The sequence below is a fragment of the Holdemania sp. 1001095H_141210_F2 genome (assembly GCF_015558105.1).
GTDB lineage: Bacteria > Bacillota_I > Bacilli_A > Erysipelotrichales > Erysipelotrichaceae > Holdemania.
Genome location: NZ_JADNPO010000013.1, coordinates 31,495 through 56,095 on the forward strand (window position 1 = coordinate 31,495; position 24,601 = coordinate 56,095).

The 24,601-nt window shown below is 51.9% G+C and carries 23 protein-coding genes and 2 other annotated features; of the genes, 19 read left to right on the plus strand and 4 right to left on the minus strand.

The features are described from left to right. The first annotated feature begins 26 nt into the window (after positions 1-26). The 8 genes from I2G61_RS09480 (at position 27) to I2G61_RS16480 (ending at position 8,226) form a co-directional block, all read left to right on the plus strand. Positions 27-491, plus strand: coding sequence for a hypothetical protein (locus I2G61_RS09480; protein WP_195397057.1), 465 nt, complete (start codon positions 27-29; stop codon positions 489-491). Further along, positions 433-1,173, plus strand: a complete 741-nt coding sequence (locus tag I2G61_RS09485; protein ID WP_195548214.1) for a hypothetical protein — start codon at positions 433-435, stop codon at positions 1,171-1,173. Before I2G61_RS09480 ends, I2G61_RS09485 begins: the two co-directional genes overlap by 59 nt. 468 nt (positions 1,174-1,641) lie before the next feature. Next, positions 1,642-4,263, plus strand: a complete 2,622-nt coding sequence (locus I2G61_RS09490) for a cation-translocating P-type ATPase (protein ID WP_195548215.1) — start codon at positions 1,642-1,644, stop codon at positions 4,261-4,263. A 143-nt stretch (positions 4,264-4,406) separates the two neighbouring features. Next, on the plus strand, positions 4,407-6,035 hold the full coding sequence (locus I2G61_RS09495; protein ID WP_072684204.1) for an LCP family protein: 1,629 nt from the start codon (positions 4,407-4,409) through the stop codon (positions 6,033-6,035). 167 nt (positions 6,036-6,202) lie between these two features. Continuing rightward, positions 6,203-6,598 carry an NUDIX domain-containing protein gene (locus tag I2G61_RS09500; RefSeq protein ID WP_295770195.1) on the plus strand — a complete coding sequence of 132 codons (396 nt, stop codon included), beginning with the start codon at positions 6,203-6,205 and terminating at the stop codon, positions 6,596-6,598. After that, positions 6,595-6,960, plus strand: a complete 366-nt coding sequence (locus I2G61_RS09505; RefSeq protein ID WP_072684206.1) for a DUF6176 family protein — start codon at positions 6,595-6,597, stop codon at positions 6,958-6,960. Before I2G61_RS09500 ends, I2G61_RS09505 begins: the two co-directional genes overlap by 4 nt. 226 nt (positions 6,961-7,186) lie before the next feature. Further along, a complete protein-coding gene (locus tag I2G61_RS09510; protein WP_200798777.1) occupies positions 7,187-8,026 on the plus strand; it encodes a Fic family protein in 840 nt (279 codons plus the stop codon). 59 nt (positions 8,027-8,085) lie between these two features. Continuing rightward, on the plus strand, positions 8,086-8,226 hold the full coding sequence (locus I2G61_RS16480; protein ID WP_229100731.1) for a hypothetical protein: 141 nt from the start codon (positions 8,086-8,088) through the stop codon (positions 8,224-8,226). A gap of 169 nt (positions 8,227-8,395) precedes the next feature. Here the strand turns inward: I2G61_RS16480 and bilS are convergent, their stop codons facing one another. From bilS to I2G61_RS09535, 4 genes are all read right to left on the minus strand, one after another. Continuing rightward, on the minus strand, positions 8,396-8,908 hold the full coding sequence (gene bilS, locus I2G61_RS09520) for a flavodoxin family protein BilS (RefSeq protein ID WP_072684207.1): 513 nt from the start codon (positions 8,906-8,908) through the stop codon (positions 8,396-8,398). Beyond that, entirely contained in the window at positions 8,905-10,011 is a 1,107-nt protein-coding gene (bilR, locus tag I2G61_RS09525) for a bilirubin reductase (RefSeq protein ID WP_072684208.1), read from the minus strand. The genes bilS and bilR overlap by 4 nt, the downstream gene beginning before the upstream one ends. After that, positions 10,008-10,430 carry a bilirubin utilization transcriptional regulator BilQ gene (bilQ, locus tag I2G61_RS09530; RefSeq protein WP_072684209.1) on the minus strand — a complete coding sequence of 141 codons (423 nt, stop codon included), beginning with the start codon at positions 10,428-10,430 and terminating at the stop codon, positions 10,008-10,010. The genes bilR and bilQ overlap by 4 nt, the downstream gene beginning before the upstream one ends. 82 nt (positions 10,431-10,512) lie before the next feature. Next, the gene (locus I2G61_RS09535) at positions 10,513-11,301 is read right to left on the minus strand and encodes an HAD family hydrolase (RefSeq protein WP_072684210.1); all 789 of its coding nucleotides are present in this window, start codon (positions 11,299-11,301) and stop codon (positions 10,513-10,515) included. A gap of 188 nt (positions 11,302-11,489) precedes the next feature. Between I2G61_RS09535 and I2G61_RS09540 the strand changes: the two genes are divergently transcribed. From I2G61_RS09540 to I2G61_RS09590, 11 genes are all read left to right on the plus strand, one after another. After that, entirely contained in the window at positions 11,490-13,406 is a 1,917-nt protein-coding gene (locus I2G61_RS09540; RefSeq protein ID WP_072684211.1) for a serine hydrolase, read from the plus strand. After that, positions 13,403-14,122: a phosphatase gene (locus tag I2G61_RS09545; RefSeq protein WP_072684212.1), complete on the plus strand. Its 720-nt coding sequence runs from the start codon at positions 13,403-13,405 to the stop codon at positions 14,120-14,122. Before I2G61_RS09540 ends, I2G61_RS09545 begins: the two co-directional genes overlap by 4 nt. A 363-nt stretch (positions 14,123-14,485) precedes the next feature. Continuing rightward, positions 14,486-15,610 carry an Rpn family recombination-promoting nuclease/putative transposase gene (locus tag I2G61_RS09550; RefSeq protein WP_139248597.1) on the plus strand — a complete coding sequence of 375 codons (1,125 nt, stop codon included), beginning with the start codon at positions 14,486-14,488 and terminating at the stop codon, positions 15,608-15,610. Positions 15,611-15,844: 234 nt separating this feature from the next. Next, positions 15,845-16,543 carry a hypothetical protein gene (locus I2G61_RS09555; protein ID WP_195548217.1) on the plus strand — a complete coding sequence of 233 codons (699 nt, stop codon included), beginning with the start codon at positions 15,845-15,847 and terminating at the stop codon, positions 16,541-16,543. A gap of 76 nt (positions 16,544-16,619) precedes the next feature. Further along, positions 16,620-16,868: a binding site (T-box leader), on the plus strand. Between the two features lie 38 nt (positions 16,869-16,906). Further along, positions 16,907-17,947 carry a methionine ABC transporter ATP-binding protein gene (locus I2G61_RS09560; RefSeq protein ID WP_039864305.1) on the plus strand — a complete coding sequence of 347 codons (1,041 nt, stop codon included), beginning with the start codon at positions 16,907-16,909 and terminating at the stop codon, positions 17,945-17,947. Then, complete coding sequence (locus tag I2G61_RS09565) at positions 17,932-18,603, plus strand: methionine ABC transporter permease (protein WP_072684215.1); 672 nt, start codon at positions 17,932-17,934, stop codon at positions 18,601-18,603. Before I2G61_RS09560 ends, I2G61_RS09565 begins: the two co-directional genes overlap by 16 nt. Positions 18,604-18,616: 13 nt before the next feature. Further along, positions 18,617-19,444: a MetQ/NlpA family ABC transporter substrate-binding protein gene (locus I2G61_RS09570; RefSeq protein ID WP_006058988.1), complete on the plus strand. Its 828-nt coding sequence runs from the start codon at positions 18,617-18,619 to the stop codon at positions 19,442-19,444. A gap of 44 nt (positions 19,445-19,488) precedes the next feature. Further along, positions 19,489-19,747: a binding site (T-box leader), on the plus strand. A gap of 45 nt (positions 19,748-19,792) precedes the next feature. Then, complete coding sequence (locus I2G61_RS09575) at positions 19,793-20,641, plus strand: MetQ/NlpA family ABC transporter substrate-binding protein (protein WP_229100732.1); 849 nt, start codon at positions 19,793-19,795, stop codon at positions 20,639-20,641. 362 nt (positions 20,642-21,003) lie between these two features. Next, a complete protein-coding gene (locus tag I2G61_RS16785; RefSeq protein WP_072684217.1) occupies positions 21,004-22,080 on the plus strand; it encodes a GGDEF domain-containing protein in 1,077 nt (358 codons plus the stop codon). 41 nt (positions 22,081-22,121) lie between these two features. Further along, positions 22,122-22,631, plus strand: coding sequence for an NUDIX domain-containing protein (locus I2G61_RS09585; RefSeq protein WP_072684218.1), 510 nt, complete (start codon positions 22,122-22,124; stop codon positions 22,629-22,631). A gap of 280 nt (positions 22,632-22,911) precedes the next feature. Beyond that, entirely contained in the window at positions 22,912-24,513 is a 1,602-nt protein-coding gene (locus tag I2G61_RS09590; RefSeq protein ID WP_072684219.1) for an amidohydrolase, read from the plus strand. The last annotated feature ends 88 nt before the right edge of the window (positions 24,514-24,601 follow it).

Genomic DNA, 24,601 nt, shown 5'->3' on the forward strand with positions numbered 1-24,601 from the left:
TCAAGACGTGGGAATGGGGGAAAATTATGCAGCGGAAAAAGCGAAGCCTCAGGATCGTGGCCGTGCTGGCTGTCCTGTTTGGCGGATGCGTACCAGCTTCTTCGCCGATAGAACCGACTCCCGTCGTTTCGCCGGCTGTCATCTCGGCAGAGACGGCGTTTACCATTACACTTTCACCTGCGGATGAAACAGGCCGCGATATTACTCAACCCTTAAATCAAGTTGCGATCACCAATCATACCGATCAGGAAATTCAGATCCTTTCTCTGGATCTTAAAGGCAACCGAGGCGGAATCCGCGAAATTCCGATCAACCGCACACTGGGACCGCAGGAAATGGGCTGTTATTTCATTGCGGGGGAATATCGCAAGGATATCGATCCGGTAGCGGCGGTGACGTTTGCCAGCGAGGACGCCGCGAGCGTGACAAAATATGATTTTGATTCGCAGAAAACAGAAACGGCGCCGGGGGATTCTCCCGCTGGAGGATGAGCTGCTTGACAATCAATATCGCTATGGCAAGAAGCTCTTTTACAGCTTTGTAGACACAAAGCTGGAGCTGGGGGATCAGGAAAAAGCGTACATCGAGAACCTGATGCTTCGCTATGACTGCGATTACGCTTATAATGGCGAATATGATCCGGTAAGGATCATGGAGGAATATGCCCTGTTAAGAACTTATTCGCTGATGAAGTCAGAGGATCCAGATCATCCCTACTGGCTTTTGTATTGTACTCCCGATGTTTATGCGTTCACCCCGGCGCAATGGGAAGCGGCACAAGCGCAGAAGCTGACGTGGGAACAGCTCTGGCCGATGCTGAAGGAAGAACCGAATTCCTGCCAACAGATTTACTTTCAGGGCTGGGATGCTCCGCTGACAGACGCTGACCGGGCTGCGCTGATGAACCTGTGTGATTTAAAAGAAATTCCGGCCTGCTTTGAAGGAGAACCGGAAAAGTCTGAAATCGGCGCGGATAAACCGGTGATTTATCTTTATAAGGATACGGAAATCGACTTCACGCTGACCTTGGGGACGCCGCCGACGCTCAGCTATCCGCAGTATCGGCAGGGATGGTCAGGCACGGTGACGGCAGAGGATTTGATTATTCAGGATCGCCGCTATCCATATCTCTATTACGAAGCGCAGATCCCGGATGACTTCGACTTTGATTAAGGGTTTGTCGTAGCCCGTGAGGATACCGTCGGTTTCTTAGAGGAAAAGCTGGCGATTCTGGGCTTAAATGAAAGGGAGAGCGCCGATTTCATCACCTACTGGCTGCCGGTCCTCTCCCAATCCGACTATAACCGGATTACGTTTCCCTGCGCCGATTATGCCCGGCTCGTTCCGCTTCAATGCCAGCCGCAGCCGGATACACTGATCCGCGTCTATATGCTCTCGGAAGGTCTGGACGAGGCGGTTGTAATGGAGCCGCAGACGTTAGACCCGGCCCCGGCCAGAACCGGATTTACTGTTGTGGAATGGGGCGGCAGCCGCCGCAATTCATAAACATTTGTCAAAGAAAGTCCAAAACCGGAGGAATCCGGCTTTTTTTGGCACGCTTTGCGGACGATCCGGCGCTGCGCCGCGTTCTAATCCGAGGGGATTTGCGATATAGATGGGAATAGGTAAAGGAGAAGTGCTATGCCCTATCGTCAAACTATACAGGAACTGGAAGCAGCAACACTGACTAATGCCCGCGAGGGCCTGAGTGAAAAAGAAGCGGCCGCCCGGCTGCAGCGCTTCGGCGGCAACGAGCTGGAAAAGAAAAAAGAAGAATCACTGCTGAAAAAAATCGCGGAACAATTCAATGATCCGATGATCCTGATTCTGATCCTCGGGGCCGTGATCTCCATTTTTCTGCATGAGGTGATGGATTCCGTCATCATCGTTGCGGTGATTACGATCAACGCGCTGATCGGGGTATTCCAGGAATGGAAGGCGGAAAAAGCGCTGCACGCGCTGGAAAAAATGACCGCGATGAAAGCTGTGGTCAAGCGTGACGGACAGCTGAAGCAGATCGACGCAGCCGAGCTGGTTTTGGGCGATCTGGTGTTTCTGGAAGCCGGCAACTTCGTGCCGGCGGATCTGCGCCTGATTGAAACCGTACATCTGAAAGTGGAGGAATCCAGCCTGACCGGCGAATCGGTGCCGGTCGATAAGGATGCCTCGGCGCGTTACCCTAAGGATCAGACGCTGCCGCTGGCGGATCAGAAAAACATGGCGTTTTCCTCGACGATCGTTTTGGACGGCAACGCCGCGGGGTTGGTCGTGGCGACGGGAATGGACAGCGAGATCGGCAAGATCGCGAAGCTTTTGCAGCATGAGGAAAAGCTGCTGACGCCCTTGCAGCGGCGTTTGGCTGAGTTGTCAAAGGTGCTGGGGGCGCTGTCGGTCATCATCTGTGCGGCAATTTTTGTGATCGCCGTCATTCAGAAACGCGATCTGTTTGAAATGCTGCTGACGTCGATTTCCCTGGCGGTGGCGGCGATTCCCGAGGGACTGCCGGCGGTCGTGACGATTTCCCTGGCGCTGGGCGTCCAGAAAATGAGCGATCATCACGCGATCGCGCGCAAGCTGCACGCCGTGGAAACACTCGGCCAGGTTTCGGTCATCTGTACGGATAAAACCGGGACGCTGACGCAGAACCGGATGACGGTTGTCGCGTACTATCTGAATGGTAAAATCCAGACAACGTCGCAGAAAGTGACGGAACGGAGGCTGAAGGAAGGCTTCTATCTGTGCGGCAACGCCAAGCTTGACGCAGAGGGTGTCATCGGCGATCCGACCGAAGTGGCGCTGATGCGCTGGGCGCTGGATAACGGCGTCGACGCCGCGCAGATCATCCGGCAGTTCCCGCGTGTTGCCGAGATTCCGTTTGATTCCCGGCGCAAACGGATGAGCACTGTGCATCAGACGGGCTTGGAAAAAATCGTCTATGTCAAGGGCGCGTTGGAAAGCGTGCTGCCGTTATGTACGCATTTGTGGCAGGATGGCCGGCGGGTGGAGCTGACAACGCCGATGCGGCGGCAGATTGAGGAAGCCGCCGCACAGATGGCCGGCGAAGCGCTGCGCGTGCTGGTGCTGGCGACGCGCACCGTCGCCTCGCTGGACGAGAGTCAGTTTGAAACCCGGTTATGTTTTATCGGAATGGCAGGGATGATCGATCCCCCGAAGGAAGGTGTCAAAGAAGCGATTGCGTTGGCGCATAAAGCAGGCATCGACGTCGTGATGATCACCGGCGATCATCCGGAGACCGCGCTGGCCATCGGCCGCCAGTTAGGCATCGCCCAATCGCTGGCGCAGGTGCTGACCTCGGTGCAGATGCAGGATCTGAGCGATGATCAGCTGGCTCAGGCCTGTCAGCGCATCCGGATTGTCGCACGCGCCACGCCGCAGGATAAGGTCCGGATTGTGAAAGCCTACCAGTTGGATGAAAAGATCGTGGCGATGACCGGCGACGGGGTGAACGACGCGCCTTCATTGAAGCAGGCCGACGTCGGCATCGCGATGGGCAGCGGAACGGAGGTATCGCGGCAGACGTCCGATCTGATTCTGACGGACGATAATTTCGCGACGATCATCAGCGCGGTCGAGGAAGGCCGCAACATTTATCTCAATATCCAGAAGGCTGTGCTGTATCTGCTTTCCTGCAATCTGGGGGAAATCACGACGCTGTTTCTGGCAATCGTGCTGATGCCGATCGCCCCGGCGCCGCTCTCGGCGATTCAGATTCTGTGGATCAATCTGGTTACCGATGCGTTCCCGGCGCTGTCGCTGGCCGCCGAACCACAGGATCCCTATATTATGGATCAGAAACCCCGCGTGGCGACGGAAAGTCTGTTCGCCAACGGCGGCTGGGCGTTCATGGTGCTCAATGGTCTGTATATCGGCACGATCTCGTTAGTCGCGTTCAAATTCGGATCAAACTATGATCCCCGTACAGCACATACGATGACGTTCATGGTCCTGTCGATCGCGCAGCTGTTCCACAGCTTGAATCTGCGCAGTCTGGACCACTCGATTTTCAAGGTTGGGATTCTCCGCAATAAGCTGTTGTTAGCGACGTTTGTGATCGGCGTGGCGCTGCAGGTGATGGTGGTGAATCTGCCGATCTTCCAGATGATTCTGAAAACCGCAGCGCTGGACTGGACCTGCTGGGCCGTCGTGTTCGGTTTGTCCGCAAGCCTGATTTTGATCAACGAGATCTCCAAATTATTCAATCCTGTCAACCATTCATCGCGTCCTCGCTCCCGGAAATCCTGATCCGGGAGTTTTTCAAATTTCTTACAAAGCGCAGAAACTTCTGCAGGGCGCAGGACTCTATGTTAAAATAAATCCAGTGTAAATCGGATAAACGCATCGCAATCCGCGATGTTCAAATGCTAAACCTCTGGAGGACTGCCGACATGGACAAACGTAAAACTCAGCCGCACAAGAAAAAGAAGGTCCGGCGTGATTTAACCTTGATCAATCAGATCATGGCTTTTTTCGTGCTGACCGCCGATTTGTTTCTGGTGCTGGCGATGCTCGGGCTGACGCAGTTCAGCTCGTTAAGCCGGACGCTGTTTATCCGTCTGAATCTGATCGTTCTGGCGGCGGCGCTGATTTTGAATTTCCTGGCGATGCTGGCCGTTGGCCGGCGCAGCGTCAGCCTGTTGAAGACCGCGATGACGGCGGCGGTCGTGATCGGCTTGATCAGCGCGTTTGGCGTGTATGTCGAAGGCCGGCTGAACGTCAATCTGGACAAGATGATGGATCAGGGATCGTCGCAGGAAACCGTCGGCGTTTCTTTTGTCGTGCTGGGTGATGATGAGCATGCCGCGCTGCAGAGCGCGCAGGATCTCAACGGCAAGGTGTTTGGGATTCTGGATGACGAACAGGCGCAGCAGGGCTATCAAATGCCGAAGAACGAGATTGAAAAATTAAAGTTAAAGGTAACATACCGTGAATATTCCGATTATACACGGCTTTTAAAAGGGCTGCTGAACAAGGAAATCGACGTGGCCGCCCTGCCGGAAAACTATAAGGGCATGTTTGAAACGAACGAGGAAATCGCGCCGGAGCTGGCGGCGCTGCGCGATGTGCATAACTTTAACCGCACGCTGACGATTCATACCGAGCAGGGCAGCGATAAGGACGTGACGAAGGAGCCGTTCACCGTGCTGATCATCGGCGTGGACGACGACCGGAGCGACGCGCTGATGTTGGCAACGGTCAATCCAGGCAGCATGACGGTGCTGCTGACGTCCATCCCGCGCGACAGCTATGTGCCGATCGCCTGCTATACCAATCAAAAGTCGGATAAGATCAACAATTCCCGCGTGCGCGGCCGCCAATGCACGATTGATACGGTGAAACAGCTGCTGGACGTCGATGTGGACTTCTACTTTGAAAGCAACTTCCACGGTATCATTGAAATCGTCGACGCTTTAGGCGGCGTGATCATCGACAATCCGAAGGAATTTGTCGGTCAGGATTCCTCCGATGAACGTGGACATCAGACAGTGTGGGTGCCGCAGGGCGTTAACCGGCTGAATGGCGAACAGACGCTGGCGTTTGCCCGGGAACGGCATTCTTATAATTCCGGAGATTTTCAGCGTCAGAGCAATCAGCAGCAGGTGATTCAGGCAATTTTGACGGAAGCGGTGCGGCTGAAGGATGTCAATAAGGCGCTGAAGGTGCTGGATGCGGCGGGCGAGAACGTGTCGACTAATCTAAGCATGGAACAGATGATCGGCTTGTTTAACTTAACGATGAAGAAGATGAACCGCAGCTATGTGCAGAATCAGAACATATTCAATGTGATCGGCGCGCGGATTTCCGGCGTCAACGACCGGGCGCCGAATCGGATGTCGATTGTCCGGTTGTATCAGGGCTCAATCGAAGACAACAAGAAAGCAATCCACCGGGTGTTTAATTTGAACAGCGAGATCGACGCGCCGAAGGCGCTGTCGTTCAGCATTGACTGGGTCTATGAGGCGCCGGCGATCTCAAAGGATGAATATGACGAGAAATTTGCGCCGTTAAAGCAATGATCTGTTAAGGAAGACTAAAAGAGAATTTCTGAGGAAAGCGAGACGGGGATATGGATACAACACATCAATTTCAACAGGAGCTATTAGCGGCTTGCGATGAACACGGCCGGCGCTTTTCTTATCCTGTTTTGCGGGATGCGGTGCTTAAAAACGGATACTTTCTGGGCGTGGTCGCAGTGATTGAAAATGATCAGCATCAAGTTTTGATCACCCGCCGGGCAGTTGGGAAAAGCGATGGGGGACACTGGGAATGCCCCGGCGGGATGGTGAAATTTCACGAATCCAGTCTTGATGCAGTACAGCGTGAGCTGAAGGAAGAACTTGGAATTTTGGTTAATTCTGAAACTTGTCTTTCTGTACGAATTGTATTCCATCAAAGCCGGAAAATTTCCCTGTTTCATGTCCGGTTCAATGGAAGTATTTACGAGCTTGTTCTGCAAAGCGAAGAAGTGACAGAAGCCTGCTGGGCGTCTGTGAACGAAATCGACGAATTGATGCGAACAGGTCAATTCATCGCTTGTTCAGTCCTGACATCTGATTTATTAAAGGAAATCTTATCATGAAACTCACATTGACCCGCTATGCGGTACGCCCGGGGAAAGAGCAGCTGACCCGCGAATGGATGGCTGTATTGAACCAAAGACAGGCGGAGGTTCAGGAAACGCTGAGCGATGAAAAAATGGCTTTGGAAGCAATTTTCATGGAAGAAGACGCGAAGGGAATGGCTTTGATCTGGGTGGATCTGCAGGGTGAGGGGACGGATGTCCAAGATTCTGCGCATCCGATTGATCAAGTACATCTGGCTTATTGGAGAGAATGTATTGATTCTTCGGTTCCTCCTGTGGAGTTAACTTCTGTGAATTGCTTCGCTGATCCCAAGGTCCAGTTAGCGCTGCTTGCAGCTGCGGGGATGGGCGAAGATTGATCATTGCGGTTAAGAATACAGGGTAAAAAATTGGACGTATAAATTAGTGCATAAGAAATGAAAAGTGGAAATCCCGCTTTTTTTCATCCTATTTTCAAGAAGATAATAATGAAAAATAGTGTAATTTTAGTGAAAAATAGTGGAAAGCGGCCCTCACAAGCATTTCCTAAAACCAGAACAGGAAGTTAGAAATTATTATCTGGCACTTTTATATTTAGAGAATAAGTTGAAAAAAAAGGAAAAAGTTACAAAAAGAATGATTTTGGAAGTTCAGGCGATCGTGGAAAAGGGAGCTTCCAAAGAAAAAATAGGATTGCGGGGGCCCATGCCGGCAGGCGTTTTATTTGCGGTTTATGATTCTTTGAGCGGGAACGCGGATTATATTCCGCCTGAGTATATTGATGTTCCGATACTGCTTGATGAATTGGTAGACTATCTTGATCATACTGATGATCATCCGTTGTTGATCGCGGCGATTGCCCATTATCAATTAGTTACAATTCATCCATTTGAAGATGGGAATGGTCGAACGGCAAGATTGATTTCTGGATATCTGCTCGATTATTTTGGATATGGATTTCAGGGGATTGGTTCGTTAGAAGAATATTTTGCTTATGATGCAGAAGAATACTACAATTCCCTGCAAATGGGGTTGCCTGCTTTATATTATTCAGGCAGAAATAATCCGCCGCATCCAGAAATTTGGCTTACTTATTTCTTAAGAATGATGGAGCTTTACTCAAAGAAAGTTTATGATTTGTCATATAAAACAAAGGAAAGTAATGTTGTTTCGAGCTTGACCTATTTGAAAAAAAGGGAGAAGGAGCTGCTTAGTTATTTGTTTGAAAATGGAATTAGAGAATTTACTCCGATTGAACTTGGAAAAAAATTAGGAGTTACCAATAAAACGGTTATCAACAGAGTTGCTGGTCTTGTTCAGCACGGATTTCTTATTCCGGTATTAGTCAATGAAAGAATACGTTCTTATCAAATAAGCGAATTAACGAAGGAGAATGAAGAAGAAATAATCAAGCTTCAGCATGGGTTGCAAACTAAGAAAGCATAATTAAATAACAGAATAAAGAATTCGGTTAACAAGTCTAACTTTAGAAAGGAGACAGGTCTATGATGGAGGCTATTTACACGTTTAACGGAAAGGACATAACGATGAATGTATGTTTACAGATCCGAGCCGTTGTGAATATCATTCAGGAACAACTCAATTTATCTTTTGAAGACGCGATGCTGGAGTTCTACCGTTCATAAACGTACAAAACGCTGCAGCCGACGGAAAATGCGCTGTGGGCGGAATCGCCGGAATTTATTACCGATATGTTTTTTGCCGAGCGGGAAGGAAGAGAATTCTAAGCGGCAGTCCAAAATAAAAATCAGCGGGGGAAGGTTTATCTTTCCTCGCTGATTTCAGGTTTGCGGTTTATTGGAGTTCTGTCAAAATACGCTGGGCAAATTGCCGGCCACCTTCAAGATTTGCGCTGTCCGGATGCGATAAAGCGGCGTCAAAGTTCTCCAGCAGGGAAGCCCAGCGCGGATTCTCCGGCTCTTTTGCCTGCAAGGCCAAATACCGCTGTTTAACGGTTTCCGGCATTCTTCCCTGGCAGGCGTAGCAGCCCAAGATCGTGTTGTCGGCAGGAACTTGATCGGCGCTTCGCTTCAGGATCGCCTGGAAATATTCGTCCGACTGGCCAAAGCCGCAGGTCGCAAACAAGGCCAGCTGCTTCTGATGACACTGGGCCAAAAAATCCAGGACCGGCTTGGCGAAGACGCCTTTGTCTGTCCAGGAACCGACAAAAATCAAGTCTGCCTGCAGCGCTTCAGGCGCAGGCGCTCCGGAATAAATAAGCATTTCGTCCGGCAGGGCGGATTGAATTGCTTCTGCCAGCTGACGGGTATTGCCGGTATTACTTTGAACTACGATTGCGATTTTCATTGGATATCACTCCTTTTCTGATCATAAATACAATGAATTCCCTGATGGCTCATCAAACCTTGCAGACATTTTTGATTGCAGCCGGCACAATACCGGATCGTTTCCGGATGACCAGCCAACAGTTTCGCGGTCCAGTCGGGATCAGCGATCAGCTGCCGGCTCATTGCGGCTGCGTCGATCCGACCGCTTTCGATCGCCTGGTCGATGAATTCTGGATGGCGCAGATTCCCGACGCCGATCACTGGTTTGCAGGTCAGCGCTTTGACTTGATCGGCAAATTTCAGAAAACAACCTTCTGCGGAAAACGCCGGGTGATTCGCGGGCGGAATCGTGTCGGTCAGCGCGCCGTGATTCGCCAGGGTGACGTGGAAACAATCGACCCCTGCCTGTTCCAGCCAGCCGACGACCGGATCCAGATCCTGTTCCAGCACGCCCGCTTTGCCATAATCCGGATTGATCTGCCGGACGGCCAGCTTGTAGTCGATGGGCAGCGAGCAGTGCTGCCGGACCTGCCGCACTGCTTCCAAAGCAAACCACATCCGATTTTCCAGACAACCGCCGTATTCGTCGGTCCGCTTGTTGATCAGTGACGAACTGAAGCTGCCGATCAAACGATCGCCGTGTACCTGAATCATATCGAAGCCCGCGGCCTGAGCCTGCTGGGCGCTGAGACCGAAAGCCGCAAGGATTTCGCGAATCCGTTTTTCACGCATTTGATTGACCGTGACCGCGGCGGAGTCGTTCAGTTTCTGACGCAGCTGATCCGCGGTGAGTCTGTGTGTCAGCAGCGCGGGAATTAATTTCAGCATCGCTTTGAAATTGGCGTCTGAAAGATGCAGCTGGGCGGATACTTTTGCGCCTTGTTGATGCAGCTCGCTGATCAGCTGCCGGTAAGCGGCGAAAGTGCGGGGGTTTTGTAAACTTTGGGAACCGAGAACCGGGATATCCGGCAGGATGATCAGGGCGGTCTGGCCCTGAGCGATCGCGCTTAGCTTCGCGGCTTTTTCTTCCGGCTTTAAGCCCAGGGTGGTGGGGGCAAAGATGATCCGGTTTTTCAGTTCACATTTGCCGATGGTGATCGGCTTAACGCAGGCGTGCGTCATTTTTCACTCCTTAAGCTCAGGACAACCTGACTTAAAAGCGCAGTTAACTGTTTCGCTTGATCCGGTGAAAGACAGGCCAGCGCCCCCTGCTCCCATTGCTGGTTGGCGACAGTGATTTCCTGGCAGATCTGTTCGCCTTTTTCGGTTAACGAAACGGTGAACGCCCGGCCGTCCTGCGCGCTGCGCGTGCGGATCAAACAGCCGAGCTTTTCCAGCTTGTCTAAACAGCGGGTGATGTGGCCGTTATCCTGACGCAGCTTTCGGGCCATGGCGGACGGCGTACAGGCGCCGGTATGCTCAAGATAGATGAGATAAGGGAACAACCCTACGGTTAACCCGAAGGCATCCAGCCGCGTTTGCAGCGTGGACGTATATTCCCGGCGCAGCTGGCAGATTAAATATGAGAAAGGATAGGACATAAAACACCTCCTGACTTCTTCAGTATAAGCATAAATTTGACTAAGTCAAATAAAATAATCAAAGAAAAGCGAAAATTTCCGCTCAGAGCTGACCGAAAGCTTGCAGCGCAGTAACGATGCCGTCCTGTTCGACGGAATCGGTGACGTAGTCGGCAATCGCTTTAATTTCTTCCCGGCCCTGGCCCATCGCTACGCCGACTCCTGCCGCCTGCAGCATTTCCAGATCGTTGATCCCATCGCCAAACGCCATTGTGGCCTGGGGATCAATATGGAAGTGCTGGCAAAGCCGGGTGATCCCGACGCCCTTGTCTATACCCCGGAGAACCAGATCGGCATAGTGAAACGGCGTCGGCAACACCGTCAAACCGGGAATCGTCCGGTAAGCCGCATAATCGCTGTCCGCTGCGTCAAAGGCCAGCGCCATCGTCGCCTGATCGTCTGACCGCGTCGCCCGGACGTCGATCGCGGCCGGATCGCGGTGAAAGAATTCGCAGGCCGCGATGAAATCCGGCGTCGGCGGACAATTCAGCCAGTCGTCATGACCCATATACTGGATCGGTGAGCGGAGCTGCGCGGAGACCGCTTCTAACCCCGCCATCGTTGCCTGATCAAAGAAAACCCGGAACAGCTCCGTTTTCTGTGCGTCGGCAATGACGCTGCCATTGCGGCAGATATAGCCGTCCCACGCAATCGCCGCCAGCTGCGGCATCATCAGGATTGTATTCACATCCCGTCCCGAGCTGATCACAATCTTTTTTCCATTTTTCTGCAAGCGTGTTAACGCCTCCATGACCGCCGGCGAAATCCGGTGATTGCGATTATCCAGCAGCGTTCCGTCGACGTCAAAGAAAAACATTTGAAATTCCTTCATTCCGTTCACCTCATGGTTTTCATTATACTCACAACGCGATGAAAAATCATCCTGAAATTGCCGCGGAAACGCTTTCGTCCGGTTGTGATTTAAGGGTAAATCCAGTATAATGTATGGGTCTTTAGACTTTATTGTATTGATGCGCTGCCGCGCAGGAATACTGAAAATAGAAAAAGAGGAGGAACTCAATGGAAAATCAAAAGCTGGACGCTTTGTGCGAAGCCTTTTTCACCGAGCATCAGGTCCGTGCGATGGATGTCGCGATCTTTCAGCAGGGAGCAGAAATTTATCATTACCGCAGCGGCCGGACGGCGTCGAAGGGCGCGAAGATCACGGAGAAAACGATGTTTTCAATCGGCTCCATCAGCAAGATGTTCACCACGGCGGCCGTGATGATGCTGGCGCAGGAAGGCAAGCTGTCGCTTGACGAGCCGATCGTGAAAAAACTGCCGATGTTCAAGATGCCGGATGCCCGGTATAAAAATATTACGGTCCGGATGCTGCTGAATCACAGCAGCGGACTGCCGGGCAACTGCTTCAAGGGGAAATACACCAACGCCCGCAACCGTAATCACCTGAAGGAAGAAATTGAATACGCGGCGCAGAGCCGGCTGAAGGATCAGCCGGGAAAGTTCAGCGTTTACTGCAACGACGGGTTTTCCCTGGCGGAGCTGTTAGTCGAGGTGGTCAGCGGGCAGAGCTATTCCTCCTATATTTACGAGAAGATTCTCGAGCCGTTAGGCATGGAGCATACCGATTTCCCAATCCATGAAATCATGGATGGCAAATACATCAAAGCGAAATCACCGTTTGGTCTCGACTTCCCGCAGGAATATGTCAACGGCATTGGTTCCGGCGGGATTTACAGCACGGCCGCGGATTTATGCCGTTTCTTAGACGCGCTGCGTGAAGGCAAACTGGTTGATGAAGCGGGTCTGACGGAAATGAATCGCGATCAACAACCGAAAGAGCTGATCGTTGCGGACAATACCACGGAACGTTATGGTCTGGGTTGGGACTGCGTGTCGATGCGGCTGTTTGAGGGCTTTGGCAAACAGGCGCTGTGCAAGTCCGGCTCGACGTTCGGGTTCAACTCCCATTCCCTGATTATCCCGGATTGTCAGCTGAGCGCCGCGGTTGTCCTGTGTACGGATAAGGGCAGCGCTTCAAAGCTCAATCAGGCACTGGTTTATGAAATTCTCAAGGCTCAGGGCTGCGCGTTTGAAGCGACGCCGCTGCCGGCGTTGAAAACCGTCGTGCATCCGGTGGAAATTACTGGTTTGTACGGCAATAAGGATCAGATCGTGCGGGCACGCTTTGAACATGGCGATCTGACGCTGGAGGTTCGCGAAGCCAAGGGCGGCTGGCGGCTGGAAGTTTCCGGCTTGCAGGAAGATCACGGCTGGTTTGCGGGACAGCCCGGCACGTCGGTCTTCGGCATGGCCGATTTAAGAATCGGGTTTGTGCCGCAGGGCGAAAAGCTGTATCTTGTTTATCAGATGCCGGGCAGCGTCGTGGCGGAACAGGCTGAACGCCAGGTTTTTCTGCAGAAGCTCAAGCCGTCCGGTAAAGTAAGCGGCTGGAAGAATCTGACGGATAAGACGTGGATCATGGATAACGAATATCTGCAGCAGCGCACGCTGGGCAATGTCCCGATGACCTTTACCGTGCAGATGGAAAAGGGCTACGACGACCTGCTTTTAGCCCCGTATCCGCTGCGCATCCTCAACGATTATGAGGCGGTGCCGGCGATTGAGATTCCGGGCAATTATTCGCGCGAAATGTCGAGCGTTTTGTGGCTGGCGGATGGTTCGATTCAAAACGGTCAGTACCACTATGTTCTCTGTGAGAACCTGCCGCCGTTGGACGTGCGGGAAATGACGCTGCGCGATCCACTGATTCACTGGTATATCGGTGCCGCGCCGATTGACACGCTGAAAATTGATGGGATTGCCCGCGTCGTCGTCCTGGACGAAAACGGTCAGGTGGAATTTGACAGCCAGTTGTCCAGCGGTCTGCCAACTTCGCTGCGCGGCAAACGGATCGGTTTCTTCGGCGAACTGAACAGTAAGATCAGCCTGCAGTATCTGGAGGAAAACGCATGATTTACCTTGATCTGCATACGCATACCGTCGTCAGCGGACACGCGTACAGCACGCTGAACGAGAACATCGCTGCAGCCAGGGAACACGGTCTAACGATTTACGGCGTCAGCGATCATACGCCGAAGATGCCGGGTTCTACGCATCTGTTCTACTTCCGCAACCTTCATGTCGTCCCGGAATTCGTGCAGGGAATCCGCGTGCTCAAAGGCGCGGAGCTGAATGTGATGGATGTTGAAGGACATGTCGATCTGGACGAAAGCACGCTGAAAATGCTTGATTACGCGATCGCATCCCTGCACGTTCCATGCTTCGGCACCGCGCATACGGAAGCGGAAAACACGCAGGCGATGATCAATGCCGTGCAGAATCCTTATGTCAAGATTCTTGGCCATCCGGACGATTCCCGCTATCCGATCGATCAGGAAGCGGTCGTTCTGGCATGCAAGGCGACCCATACGTTAGTCGAGGTCAACAATTCCTCGATGAATCCGAAAAGCTCGCGGGTCGGCGGCCGGGAAAATATGCTTGGGATGCTGCGGTATTGCAAGCAGCACGGCGTGCCGGTCCTGTTTGGCAGCGACGCGCATTACTGCGACGCGATCGGCCGGTTCCAGCGGTGTGAGGAAGTCTGCGCCGCCGCGGAGTTTCCAGCATCGCTGATCGTGAATTCCAATCCGGAACTGATTTTTGAATATTTTCATCTAAAAGTCGAATAAACAGTCGGTAATGCGAGTAAGATAAGCGTTTAACAGAATAAAGGAAAAATATAGTTAAGAAATCGATTCCCTTCAAGACGGGGTCGATTTTTTCTGTTGAATCCCATTTGCTTTCAGGGGTTGGCAAATTTATCTTTTCGCAGCCAGGATAAAGTCAGACATGTTGAAGATTTTCGGGCTTATGCTTATCTTTTCTTGGTTCAATAAAGTCGTTGAAGTGAAGTTAAGGATAATCAGAAGTTTGAAAGCAAAAAGAAATGAATGTCTGATTCAATTACTTCGTCGATTCGCAAGACCATTTCCAGTGTTCGGAATTTAATTTGAAAATGGTTACAAATAAGTTTGCGATTTTGTCGAAAATAATTGAATTTTCATGAAAAAGAGGAAGGCTTTTTTGAAATTACCGCAATATTAACTTGTAGAGGAGGTGGGGGAATGTCCATCAATCTACTTGAACGGAAGAAGCAAAAGAAGAGAAGGATTTCTTTGTTGGACGACTGGGTCTTTAAAACTGTGATCGGTGATCCTGAGGATTTGATATGTCTGACGAGTCTTTTCCATGCGATTGATCCTGATTTTAAAAAGGTGCGGTTGTTGCCGAATGAGAAAAAAGCAGGACATCCTGACGACAAAGCAATTCGTTATGATATCTGCGGGGTGATCAACGAGGAGATTTATTTTGATCTGGAAATCCAGCAAAACGGGAATCCCGAGGAGCAGGGAATCCGCATTGTTTTCTATTTATCGCGTCTGCTTTCCGGCCAGAAGACAAAGGGAAAAGATTATCGGGAACTGAAACCAGTGCGCGTGATCATGATCACGAATTTCTGCTTTTTTGACGATCCGGATGTGAGCAGCGATGTGTTTTATTTAGCCGGTGAGAAAACGGGAAGAACCTTGACAAAACACATTCAAGTGAGTATTATTGAATTAGCAGAAGTGGAACGCTTACAGCGGATTCCAGTCAAGGATTTAACGCCGTTGGACCGGTGGCGCGTGGTATTAAAATTTGCAGGCGATCCGGACAAAGCGGCGTGGATTCAACAGATCATAGCGATGGATGAAGGATGCAGAAGGGCGGTGGAGAAAATGATGGAGATTCCGATGAGCACGATCGAGTACATGTGGGAAACAAAGCGGCTGGACAGAGAAATGATGCGGAATTCAGAGATCCGCAAGGAACGGGAAAGAGCTGTGAAACAGGCGCGGGAGCTGGCCTTAAAGCAAGGTAAAGATCAAGGTTCTCTGTTGAAGCTTATTACAATTACACTGAAAAAAGCGAAGAAAGGAATGCAAGCTGCTGAAATAGCGGATATTCTAGAGGAAGAAGAAGCATGTATTCAAACCATTCTGAAAATCAAAGCACAACATCCGGATTACACGGAGGAGCAAATTGCAATAAAGATTATCAGTGAGTCTGTTCATCCGGCAGCAGTGCGAAACAAAGAGAGACTTAACGAAGAAAGCGGAGGGTTTCCACTCACATGAGGTCAAATCCTGTATAGAGGGGCAATAACCTACTGCTGAATCAGAACGCCGGTCTATTATTTTTCTGATTGCCTGTGTTAACCTTAAAGTAAAAAGAGCCTGAATATTAAAAAAAGGAGAAAGTATATGATCCAACAACTTATTGAACAGCATCTCAGCGCGATAACCGCTCAAATCCGGACAAAGTACCCGTCTGAAATTGAAAGCTTTACAGAGCGGCTTATCGGCTTAGGGATGGATGCGGATCAGGTCGAGGCGGATATGCAGGCCGTTTTAAGATCCTTGGTAATGAGAAACGAGTCGATTTCCGATGAGGAATTTTTCTATATTTTAAACTCGTTCCCCGATTATGAGCAATTCGGCAGGCAGGTTATCGAATTTAAAATTACGCTCGAGGGAACAAAAAGCTGGCGCAAAGTTCGCCTTCCGGCACTTCTCAATTTAACGGAGCTGGCCTGTGCGGCGATCGCCGCCTTTCATGGAATGGGCGGACATTTATTTACGCTCAAGTTGAAGAATAAACAATATTCTCCATCTGAATTTGAGCTGGGGGATTATGAAGATTCCAGCCGGGTTTCGCTTTGCCATCTGGAACTCAAAGAAAAATCGAAGATCCAGATTGACTATGATCTGGGTGAAGGCTGGAGCTTTAACTGTGTGGTCACCAAGGTTATAAATGAGGGTGAGCCTCTGTCAGAGCCGGAGCTGATCAGCGGGAAAGGCTATAATTTGTGGGAAGATAACCGCGAGTATCTGGAGTACTTGATACAAGATCCAAAAATTAAAGTGCAGGATTGGGAAGGCCGTTACCGTCAGGTCGGAAAGATTGCGAAGGAAGAAGGCATTACTCAGTTTGACATGGATGACCGCGAGGAATTTCCGCTGGAGATGCATCTTCTCCAGGAGCTTTACGAGCAGGCCTATAAAGCTTAAATCAGGGCGTTTTTGCGGGAAATTTTGAAAAAGGGGTTGACTCTGAAAAAAGAGTGAACTATAATCAGGTACATAAACAAAGGCTTTGAAAAGAATAGTAACTCCGATGGAAACTTGACAGAGAGCCCGGGCGCTGAAAAAGGGCAGTGAAAATCGTTGTGAAAATGGTCTTGGAGCTGCATACCGAGGGAAACTTAGGCTATGACGGATTCACCCGTTAACGTGATACGGTATAACGTTATTCAACGCGTACCGGAAGAGGCAGAACGTGAAAGCGGACTGCGAATTAAGGTGGTAACACGGGAAATCAACTCTCGTCCTTGTTGGGGACGGGAGTTTTTATTTTAAGGAAGGAAGAGGAACATGATAGAACTGGTCGGAGTCAATAAAACCTTTACGACGAAGGACCTGAACGTTGAGGCGTGCAAGGATGTTAACCTGAAAATCGAAGACGGGGATATCTTCGGCATCATCGGATTTTCCGGCGCAGGGAAATCGACGCTGGTCCGCTGCATCAACCTGCTGGAGCGGCCGACCTCCGGCAAGGTGCTGATCGACGGTGTCGATATCACCCAGCTGAAGGAAGCAGAGCTGCGCAAGATCCGCAAGAAGATCGGAATGATCTTCCAGCATTTCAATCTGATGCGTTCGCGTACGGTTTATCAGAATATCGCTTATCCGTTAAAAGGAAGCAAGCTCACTAAAGCCCAGATTGACAAAAAGGTCAAGGATCTGCTGGAACTGGTCGGGCTGAGCGAGAAGCTGAACGCTTACCCCTCGGAGCTGTCCGGCGGACAGAAGCAGCGTGTCGCGATCGCGCGGGCGCTGGCTAACGATCCGAAAGTGCTGCTGTGCGACGAGGCGACCAGCGCGCTTGATCCGCAGACAACCTCCAGCATTCTCAAGCTGCTGAAGGAAGTCAATCAGAAGCTGGGCATCACGATCGTCCTGATCACGCACGAAATGGCAGTCATCAAGGAAATCTGTAATCGCGTTGCGGTTATGGAGCTGGGCAAGGTCGTCGAAACCGGCAACATCCTGGATATCTTCTCGCATCCGAAAGCGCAGATGACGATCGATTTCATCAATTCCACCAATCCGATCACCAAGATTTACGAGCTGATCGACAACGGTGCGGAAATCGTGCGGCTGCATAAGGGCCAGCGGTTATTGAAGCTGACGTATGGCGCTGAGGAAACCAAGGAAGCGCTGATTTCGCAGCTGTCCAAGAAATACGACGTTGTGTGCAACATTGTGTTCGGCAACGTCGAGGTGATCCAGCAGGCCGCGCTGGGCAGTCTGATCGTCATGCTGGAGGGCAGCGAAGACGCGATGCGCAAGGCGGAAGCTGAATTAAAGCATTACAACATTGAAGTGGAGGTGCTGAAATGCTGGAACAATTAATTCCCAACGTGATGGTGAAGATCCCCAAGCTGATCCAGAGCATACTGGAAACCTTCCAGATGATGGGCTGGTCGGGATCGATCTCGTTTGTGCTCGGGCTGTTCTTCGGCGTCGTGCTGATCGTCACCCGCAAGGAAGGCATCATGGAATGTCATCCGGTCTATTGGGTTCTTGATAAAATTATCAACATCCTGCGTTCGATTCCGTTTATCATCTTAGTCCCGGCGACCTTATTTCTCTCGCGGGCGATTATGGGCACGGGCATCGGCGTCAAAGGCGCGATCATCCCGCTGATCATCGGCACGGTGCCGTTCTTCTCCCGCCAGATTGAACTGGCGCTGGCGGAGGTTGACGGCGGCCTGATCGAAGCGGCGCAGGCGATGGGCGATTCGCCGTTACAAATCATCTTCCGGGTCTATCTGAAAGAGTCGATTCCTGCGATTGTCCGGGCAACCACGATCACGTTCATCTCGCTGATCGGCCTGACCGCGATGGCCGGTGTTGTCGGCGCCGGCGGGTTAGGCGATTTCGCGATCCGCTATGGACATCAGCGCAGCGAACCGGACGTCATCTGGGTCACGATCCTGATTATTTTGATTCTCGTAACGATCGCGCAGGCGATCGGCGACGTGATCATAAAGAAAACAACACATTAAGGGGGAACTGAAAATGAAAAAACTACTCTGCTGCATCCTGGCTGCGCTGGTCTTAACCGGCTGCAGCGCCGCACCGAAAGAAAACAACACGACACCGGAAGGTTCTGAGGCCCGCACCGTCAAGGTCGGCGTCATCGGCGAAAACAACGAATACTGGCAGCCAATCATTGATGAAATGGCGAAGGACAACGTCACAATCGAATTTGTCACCTTCAGCGATTACGCGATGGTCAACAAAGCCTTGGCCGCCGGCGATATCGACATCGACAGCTTCCAGCACTACGCCTACTTTGATAAGGACTGTGAAGCCAACGGCTACGACCTGACGGCGATTGGTGAAACGGTGCTGGCACCATTAAGCCTGTATTCCAAGAAGATTGCCGGCATCGACGAAATCAAAGACGGCGATAAGATTGCGATCGCTTCCGACGTAACCAACGGCGGCCGTGCGATCAAGCTGCTGGAAAGCCTGGGCTTTATCGAAGTTGATCCGGAAAAGGGTTATACCCCGTCCGTCACGGACATTACGAAATACAACGTCAACATCGAAATTATCGAAATTGAAGCGAATACGATCCCAAGCATTCTGCCGGATGTGACCGCGGGCTTCATCAACGGCACAATCGCGATCGACTCCGGTCTGTCCCCGAACAAGGATTCGATCTTCATGGAATCGGTTCAGGAAGGCTCGGATAACCCGTATATCAACATCATCGCCGCGCGTACTGCGGACAAGGACGATGCGGTTTACAAGAAGATCTGCGAGTTATTCCAGACTGACGCTGTTGCTCAGATTATTAACGATCAGTATGACGGCGCGCTGATTCCGGCTTGGAAATAAAGCAATCGACTTCAGTAAAATCAGATTCCAATTAAAATTCAATTAAAAAGGCAGTGCGCAGAAGAGTACCGCGGAACCAACTGAAAAAGCGATCGGCAGAGGGTGAAAGGCCGAAGGGAAGTCCGTGGAAAGATGATCTGCAAGCCGCGGCTGTGAGCTGGACACGTCCAGGTGAGCGGCCGACGGGTTCGCCCGTTACCGCGAACACGGTTCTTCCCTGCAGGACAGAGAACGACCGGATGAGGCTGAGTCAGCGATGGCTTGGTAAAGAAAGGTGGTAACACGGAGGCTTCCGTCCTTTTTCGAGGATGGGAGCCTTTTGTTATAAATGAGAAGGAGAAAATGAAGATGAAAACAACGTTAAAACATGTCAGTGTTCTGTTGGCCTGCGCCGGATTGATCGCCGGCTGCTCCACAAAACCGGCTGCGCAGCCGTCCGCCGCGCCGCAGGATCAAACCGGAACGGAAAAAACTGTGATCACGATCGGGGCCTCGACCTCCCCGCACGCTGAAATCCTGGAATATGCCCAGCCGTATTTGGAAGAAAAGGGCTACACGCTGAAAATCGTGGAATTCTCGGATTATGTTACGCCGAACACCGCGCTGGAACAGGGCGATCTGGACGCGAATTATTTCCAGCATGATCCTTATCTGGAGCAGTTCAATGAGGATCACGGCACGCATCTGGTCACGGCCGGGGGCATCCATTTTGAACCGTTAGGCATTTATGCCGGCAAGTCAAAAGCCTTATCCGCGATCGAACAGGGCGGCTGCAGCTTTGCCGTGCCCAACGATGGCACCAATGAAGCGCGGGCGTTGCAGCTGTTGGAAAGCCTGGGTTATATCAAGCTGAAAGACGGCGTGGGCTTAAAGGCGACGCCGGTGGATATCGTTGAGAATCCGTATAACGTCAGCATTGTAGAGATAGACGCTTCGCTGGTAGCCCAGACCAAAGACGACGTGGACTTTGCGATCGTCAACGGCAACTATGCGCTGGACGCCAAGATCACCGATCTGCTTCTGACCTCGGAACAGGCTGATTCCGAAGGCGCGAAGACGTATGCAAATATTATCGCCGTTCGCGAAGGCGAGGAAAACAGCGATAAAACAAAAGCTCTGATCGACGTTCTGACCAGCGATGAAGTCCGCGCCTATATCCGCGAGCATTACAACGGACTGGTGGTTCCCGTCGAATAAGCCATGAGCCGCCCGGCGTGTCCGGCGGCTTTTTTTCATGAGAAAGTTTTGCCAGCACCGGCAGAGAGACCCACTATGGCAATGCAATACATTTCCTTGCGCAGGCAAGAAGCGCAGGTATAACCGAACAGGCATCCGATCCAAAGGAGTTGAAAAAGACAGTAAAGTCCGGCTGCGGGTTCTTGTTCGATCCGTCATGCTGAAAAAGGCTGGCGTTTCAGCGAAAGCAGCGCATGGCGAAGCCTAAAAAGCCGAAGCGGCGGATCGAAGCGGAAGGGGAAGTGGGATGGAAGCTGGAAATTCCTTGAGAACAGGCTGTGGAGTGTGATAAACTTAGAGCAAAAGACAGGAGGAAGCTGTGCGTGGAAGAGAAACAGATACTGTCGGAAATTGAGAAACAGGAACGCCAGCTTTCAACGTACTGGCGGAATCTGCATTGGCGGGTGTGCGCGGTGCTGGCGGCGGGAACGGCTGCGGCGGAGATTCTATTGTTTTTTGTCTTGAACGCCGCGGCATTGATCAGCTGCACTGTGCCGGAATATCTGCTTCGCTATATCGCGGTTCCAACATTGATCAACGCAACGCTGGTGCTGGGCTGCCGGCGGCTGATCAATACCCGGCATTGGGAAGAAACGAAAAAGGATGGACTTGTGTCGCTGACGATGACCCTACTGTGTTTTGTCATCACGGTCATCCACGGGGCGTTCAGTTCTGTTTATATGATGTTTGTGCTGCCGACGTTGCTGACAACCTTATATGAGCGCAAGCGGCTGACGGTCGTGATTGCGGCAACGGGGATGGCGTTATGTGTTCTCAGCGCGTTTATGCCTTCCTGGGATCCGGACAAGATCGTCACCGCGTATTACTTCAGCGATATTCTGATCTGCCTGATGGTGCAGGCAGGTACGCTGGCTGCCTGTTGGGAGCTGCTGGAATTCCAGCGCCGCCGTCAACAGATCAGCCGGCGCAGGGATGCGGAGCGGATTTCGTTAGAGCGGGAAGTCAGTCATGACGCTCTGACCGGAGTCGGCAGCCGGATCGCGCTGAACCGCTGCTTTGAAGAATTGGAAACGGAGCGGGATTACACGCTCGTCTTGTTGGATCTTGATGATTTCAAACAAATCAATGATCAGCTCGGTCATCTTTCCGGCGATGAGGTGCTGCGGTACGTTGGAAAATTGTTAAATGAAACTCCGGAATTCATGCATGCCTACCGCTTTGGCGGCGATGAATTTTGTCTGGTGCTGAAGCAGCCGCAAAGCGAGGAGCCGGAAGTGATGCTGCGGCGGCTGCAGAACCAGTTCAGCCAGCGGATGATGGACTTGTTCCCGCAGTTCCCGATGACGCTCAGCCTGGGGATTCATCGCCAGCAGCCGGGCGAATCGGCGCTGCAATGCTTTCGCCACGCTGACGAAGCTTTGTATGCTGCGAAAGGGTAAGGCAAGAATCAGCTTACGGTAAAGTAAAGGAGTTTTCGATTATGGAAATGTGGGACTGCTATACCTGGGATCGGCAAAAGCTTGGCCGTCAACATCGCCGCGGGGAACCGATGGCGGAAGGCGAGTATCATCTGGTCGTGGAAATCTGGACGGTGAACCGGCAGGGGGAGCTGCTGCTGACACAGCGCCATCCTGATAAACCCCATGGATTATTGTGGGAAATGACCGGCGGTTCGGTGCTGGCTGGCGAAACAAGCCGGGAAGGCGCCTGCCGCGAACTGCGCGAGGAAGTTGGCTTGCGGTGCAGCCCGGAAGCGCTGGTCTACATCGGCACGGTCGTGAAGGGGCGTGCGATTGTCGATTTGTATCGCTGTGATCAGGAATTTGACGCGGCAAAACTGTCGCTGCAGCCGGAAGAAGTGGTCGCGACACGCAAGGTTACGCGCGGGATGTTTTTGGACATGATCGCTCAGGGCGAAGTGGTGCCGCACGTCGGGCTGCAATTCCAGTTATTTGCGGAAAAGATTCTGGATCCGAAAACTTCGAATTGACGGAATGAAACAAAATGTAAGAAAATGAAAGAAATTAAATGAGCGTCTGATTTATGACGCTTTCTTCTTACACGAATGATTGACTTTTTTTACAGGATTGTGTATCATTACTTCATTGATAAACATCGGCTTATCAATCAGTGATTTAGAATCGCCAACAACTCTTGGTGGGGCTCACTGCATTCCTGTTTGAAGGAAAGAAATTGGAATCAGAGGTTGGGGAACCGCTGATTTTTTTCTGCGATGACCTGCTCTCACGATAGCGAAAAGGAGAAAGAAAATGCGAACGATTTTACGAAATGCGAAAATCTGGCTGGGCGGCGATCAATTTGCCAGTGCCGTGCTCTTTGACTCATCTCAAATTCTGGCGGTCGGCACCGACGCGCAGGTAAAAGCCCGGTGCCAAAAGAGTGATCAGGTCATCGACGTGCAGGGCCGGCTGGTCCTGCCGGGATTGTGCGACACGCATCTGCATTGTTACAACAAGGGCTGCACGCTGCAGAACATCGACTTGCAGAATGCTGCCTCGATTGAGGAGGTTGTTGCCCTCAGCCGGGATTATATTCTGGCACATCCGGATTTCAGCGTGATCCATGGCCGAGGCTGGAATCATGATTATTTTGCGGAAGGCCGGATCTTAAACCGCACGGATCTGGATCGCATCAGCACGCGCGTGCCGGTGGTTTTGACACGGGCCTGCGGACATATTGCCTGTGTAAACACATGCGCTTTGCAGCGGCTGGGCTTCACCGGGGCGATCGTTCAGCCGCAGGACGGTCAGATCGACGTTGACGAGCAAGGCTGTCCGACCGGAATCTTCCGCGAAAACGCAATGCTGTTGTTAAAGCCGCTGGATCCGCCGCTGACGGTGGACCAGATCAAGGAGCGGTTGGCGCTGGCGTTGGACGCGGCGGCCCGGGCGGGGCTGACGACTGTGCATTCCAATGACATTACCAGTGAAAACCTGGATCTGATGCTCGAGGCTTATCGCCAGCTGCGCGCGGAAGACCGGATGCCGGTGCGGGTCGTTCTGCAGTGCACGCTGACCGATCCCGAATCATTAATGCGTTACCTGGAAATCAGGAAACAAACGCCGCCGGACGAGGTGCTGGTGTTCGGCCCGCTGAAATTGTTGACCGACGGCTCGTTGGGCGCGCGGACAGCCTGGATGCGTCAGCCGTATGCCGACGATCCATCGACACGGGGGATTGCGACGATGACCCGCGTGCAGCTGGACGCGCTGGTGTCACTGGCGCATGCCCATGGACTGCAATGCGTCTGCCATGCGATCGGCGATGCGGCGATTGAAATGGTGCTCGATACGTTTGAACACGTGAACCGGACATGTCCGGATAATCCGCTGCGGCATGGAATCGTACATTGCCAGATCACCGATTCTGCGCTGATCGACCGGTTTGCCTCCACGCATACCGCGGCGCTGGTTCAGCCGATCTTCCTTCACTATGATCAACATATCGTCGCGCAGCGGGTGGGAAACGAACTGGCGCAGACTTCCTATGCCTTCCGTTCATTAGCTGAGCGCGGCGTGGCGGTTTCGTTCGGCACGGATTGTCCGGTAGAGGATCTCAATCCATTTGCGAATCTGTACTGTGCGGTTACGCGCAAGGATCTGCGCCATCCCGAAGCGAGCGGCTACCGCCCAAAGGAGGGATTCTCTCTGAAAGCGGCGCTGCGCTGCATGACTGAAACCGCAGCCTGGCAAAGCTTTGAGGAAGGCCGCAAGGGCGTAATTCAGGTCGGGGCCCTGCCGGACTTTACGATCTGCGATCAGGACTTGTTTACGCTGCCGCCGCAGAAGCTTAAGGATGTCCGCAGCTGGATGACGATCAGTCAGGGAAAAATACAGTGGCAGGCGAAATAATCCGGATCGTTTGAGATCTGTGATTTTACGCCGGCTGTGCACGATTGAAAAAACGCCGCATCACCGGTGATCCTTATAATAACGGATA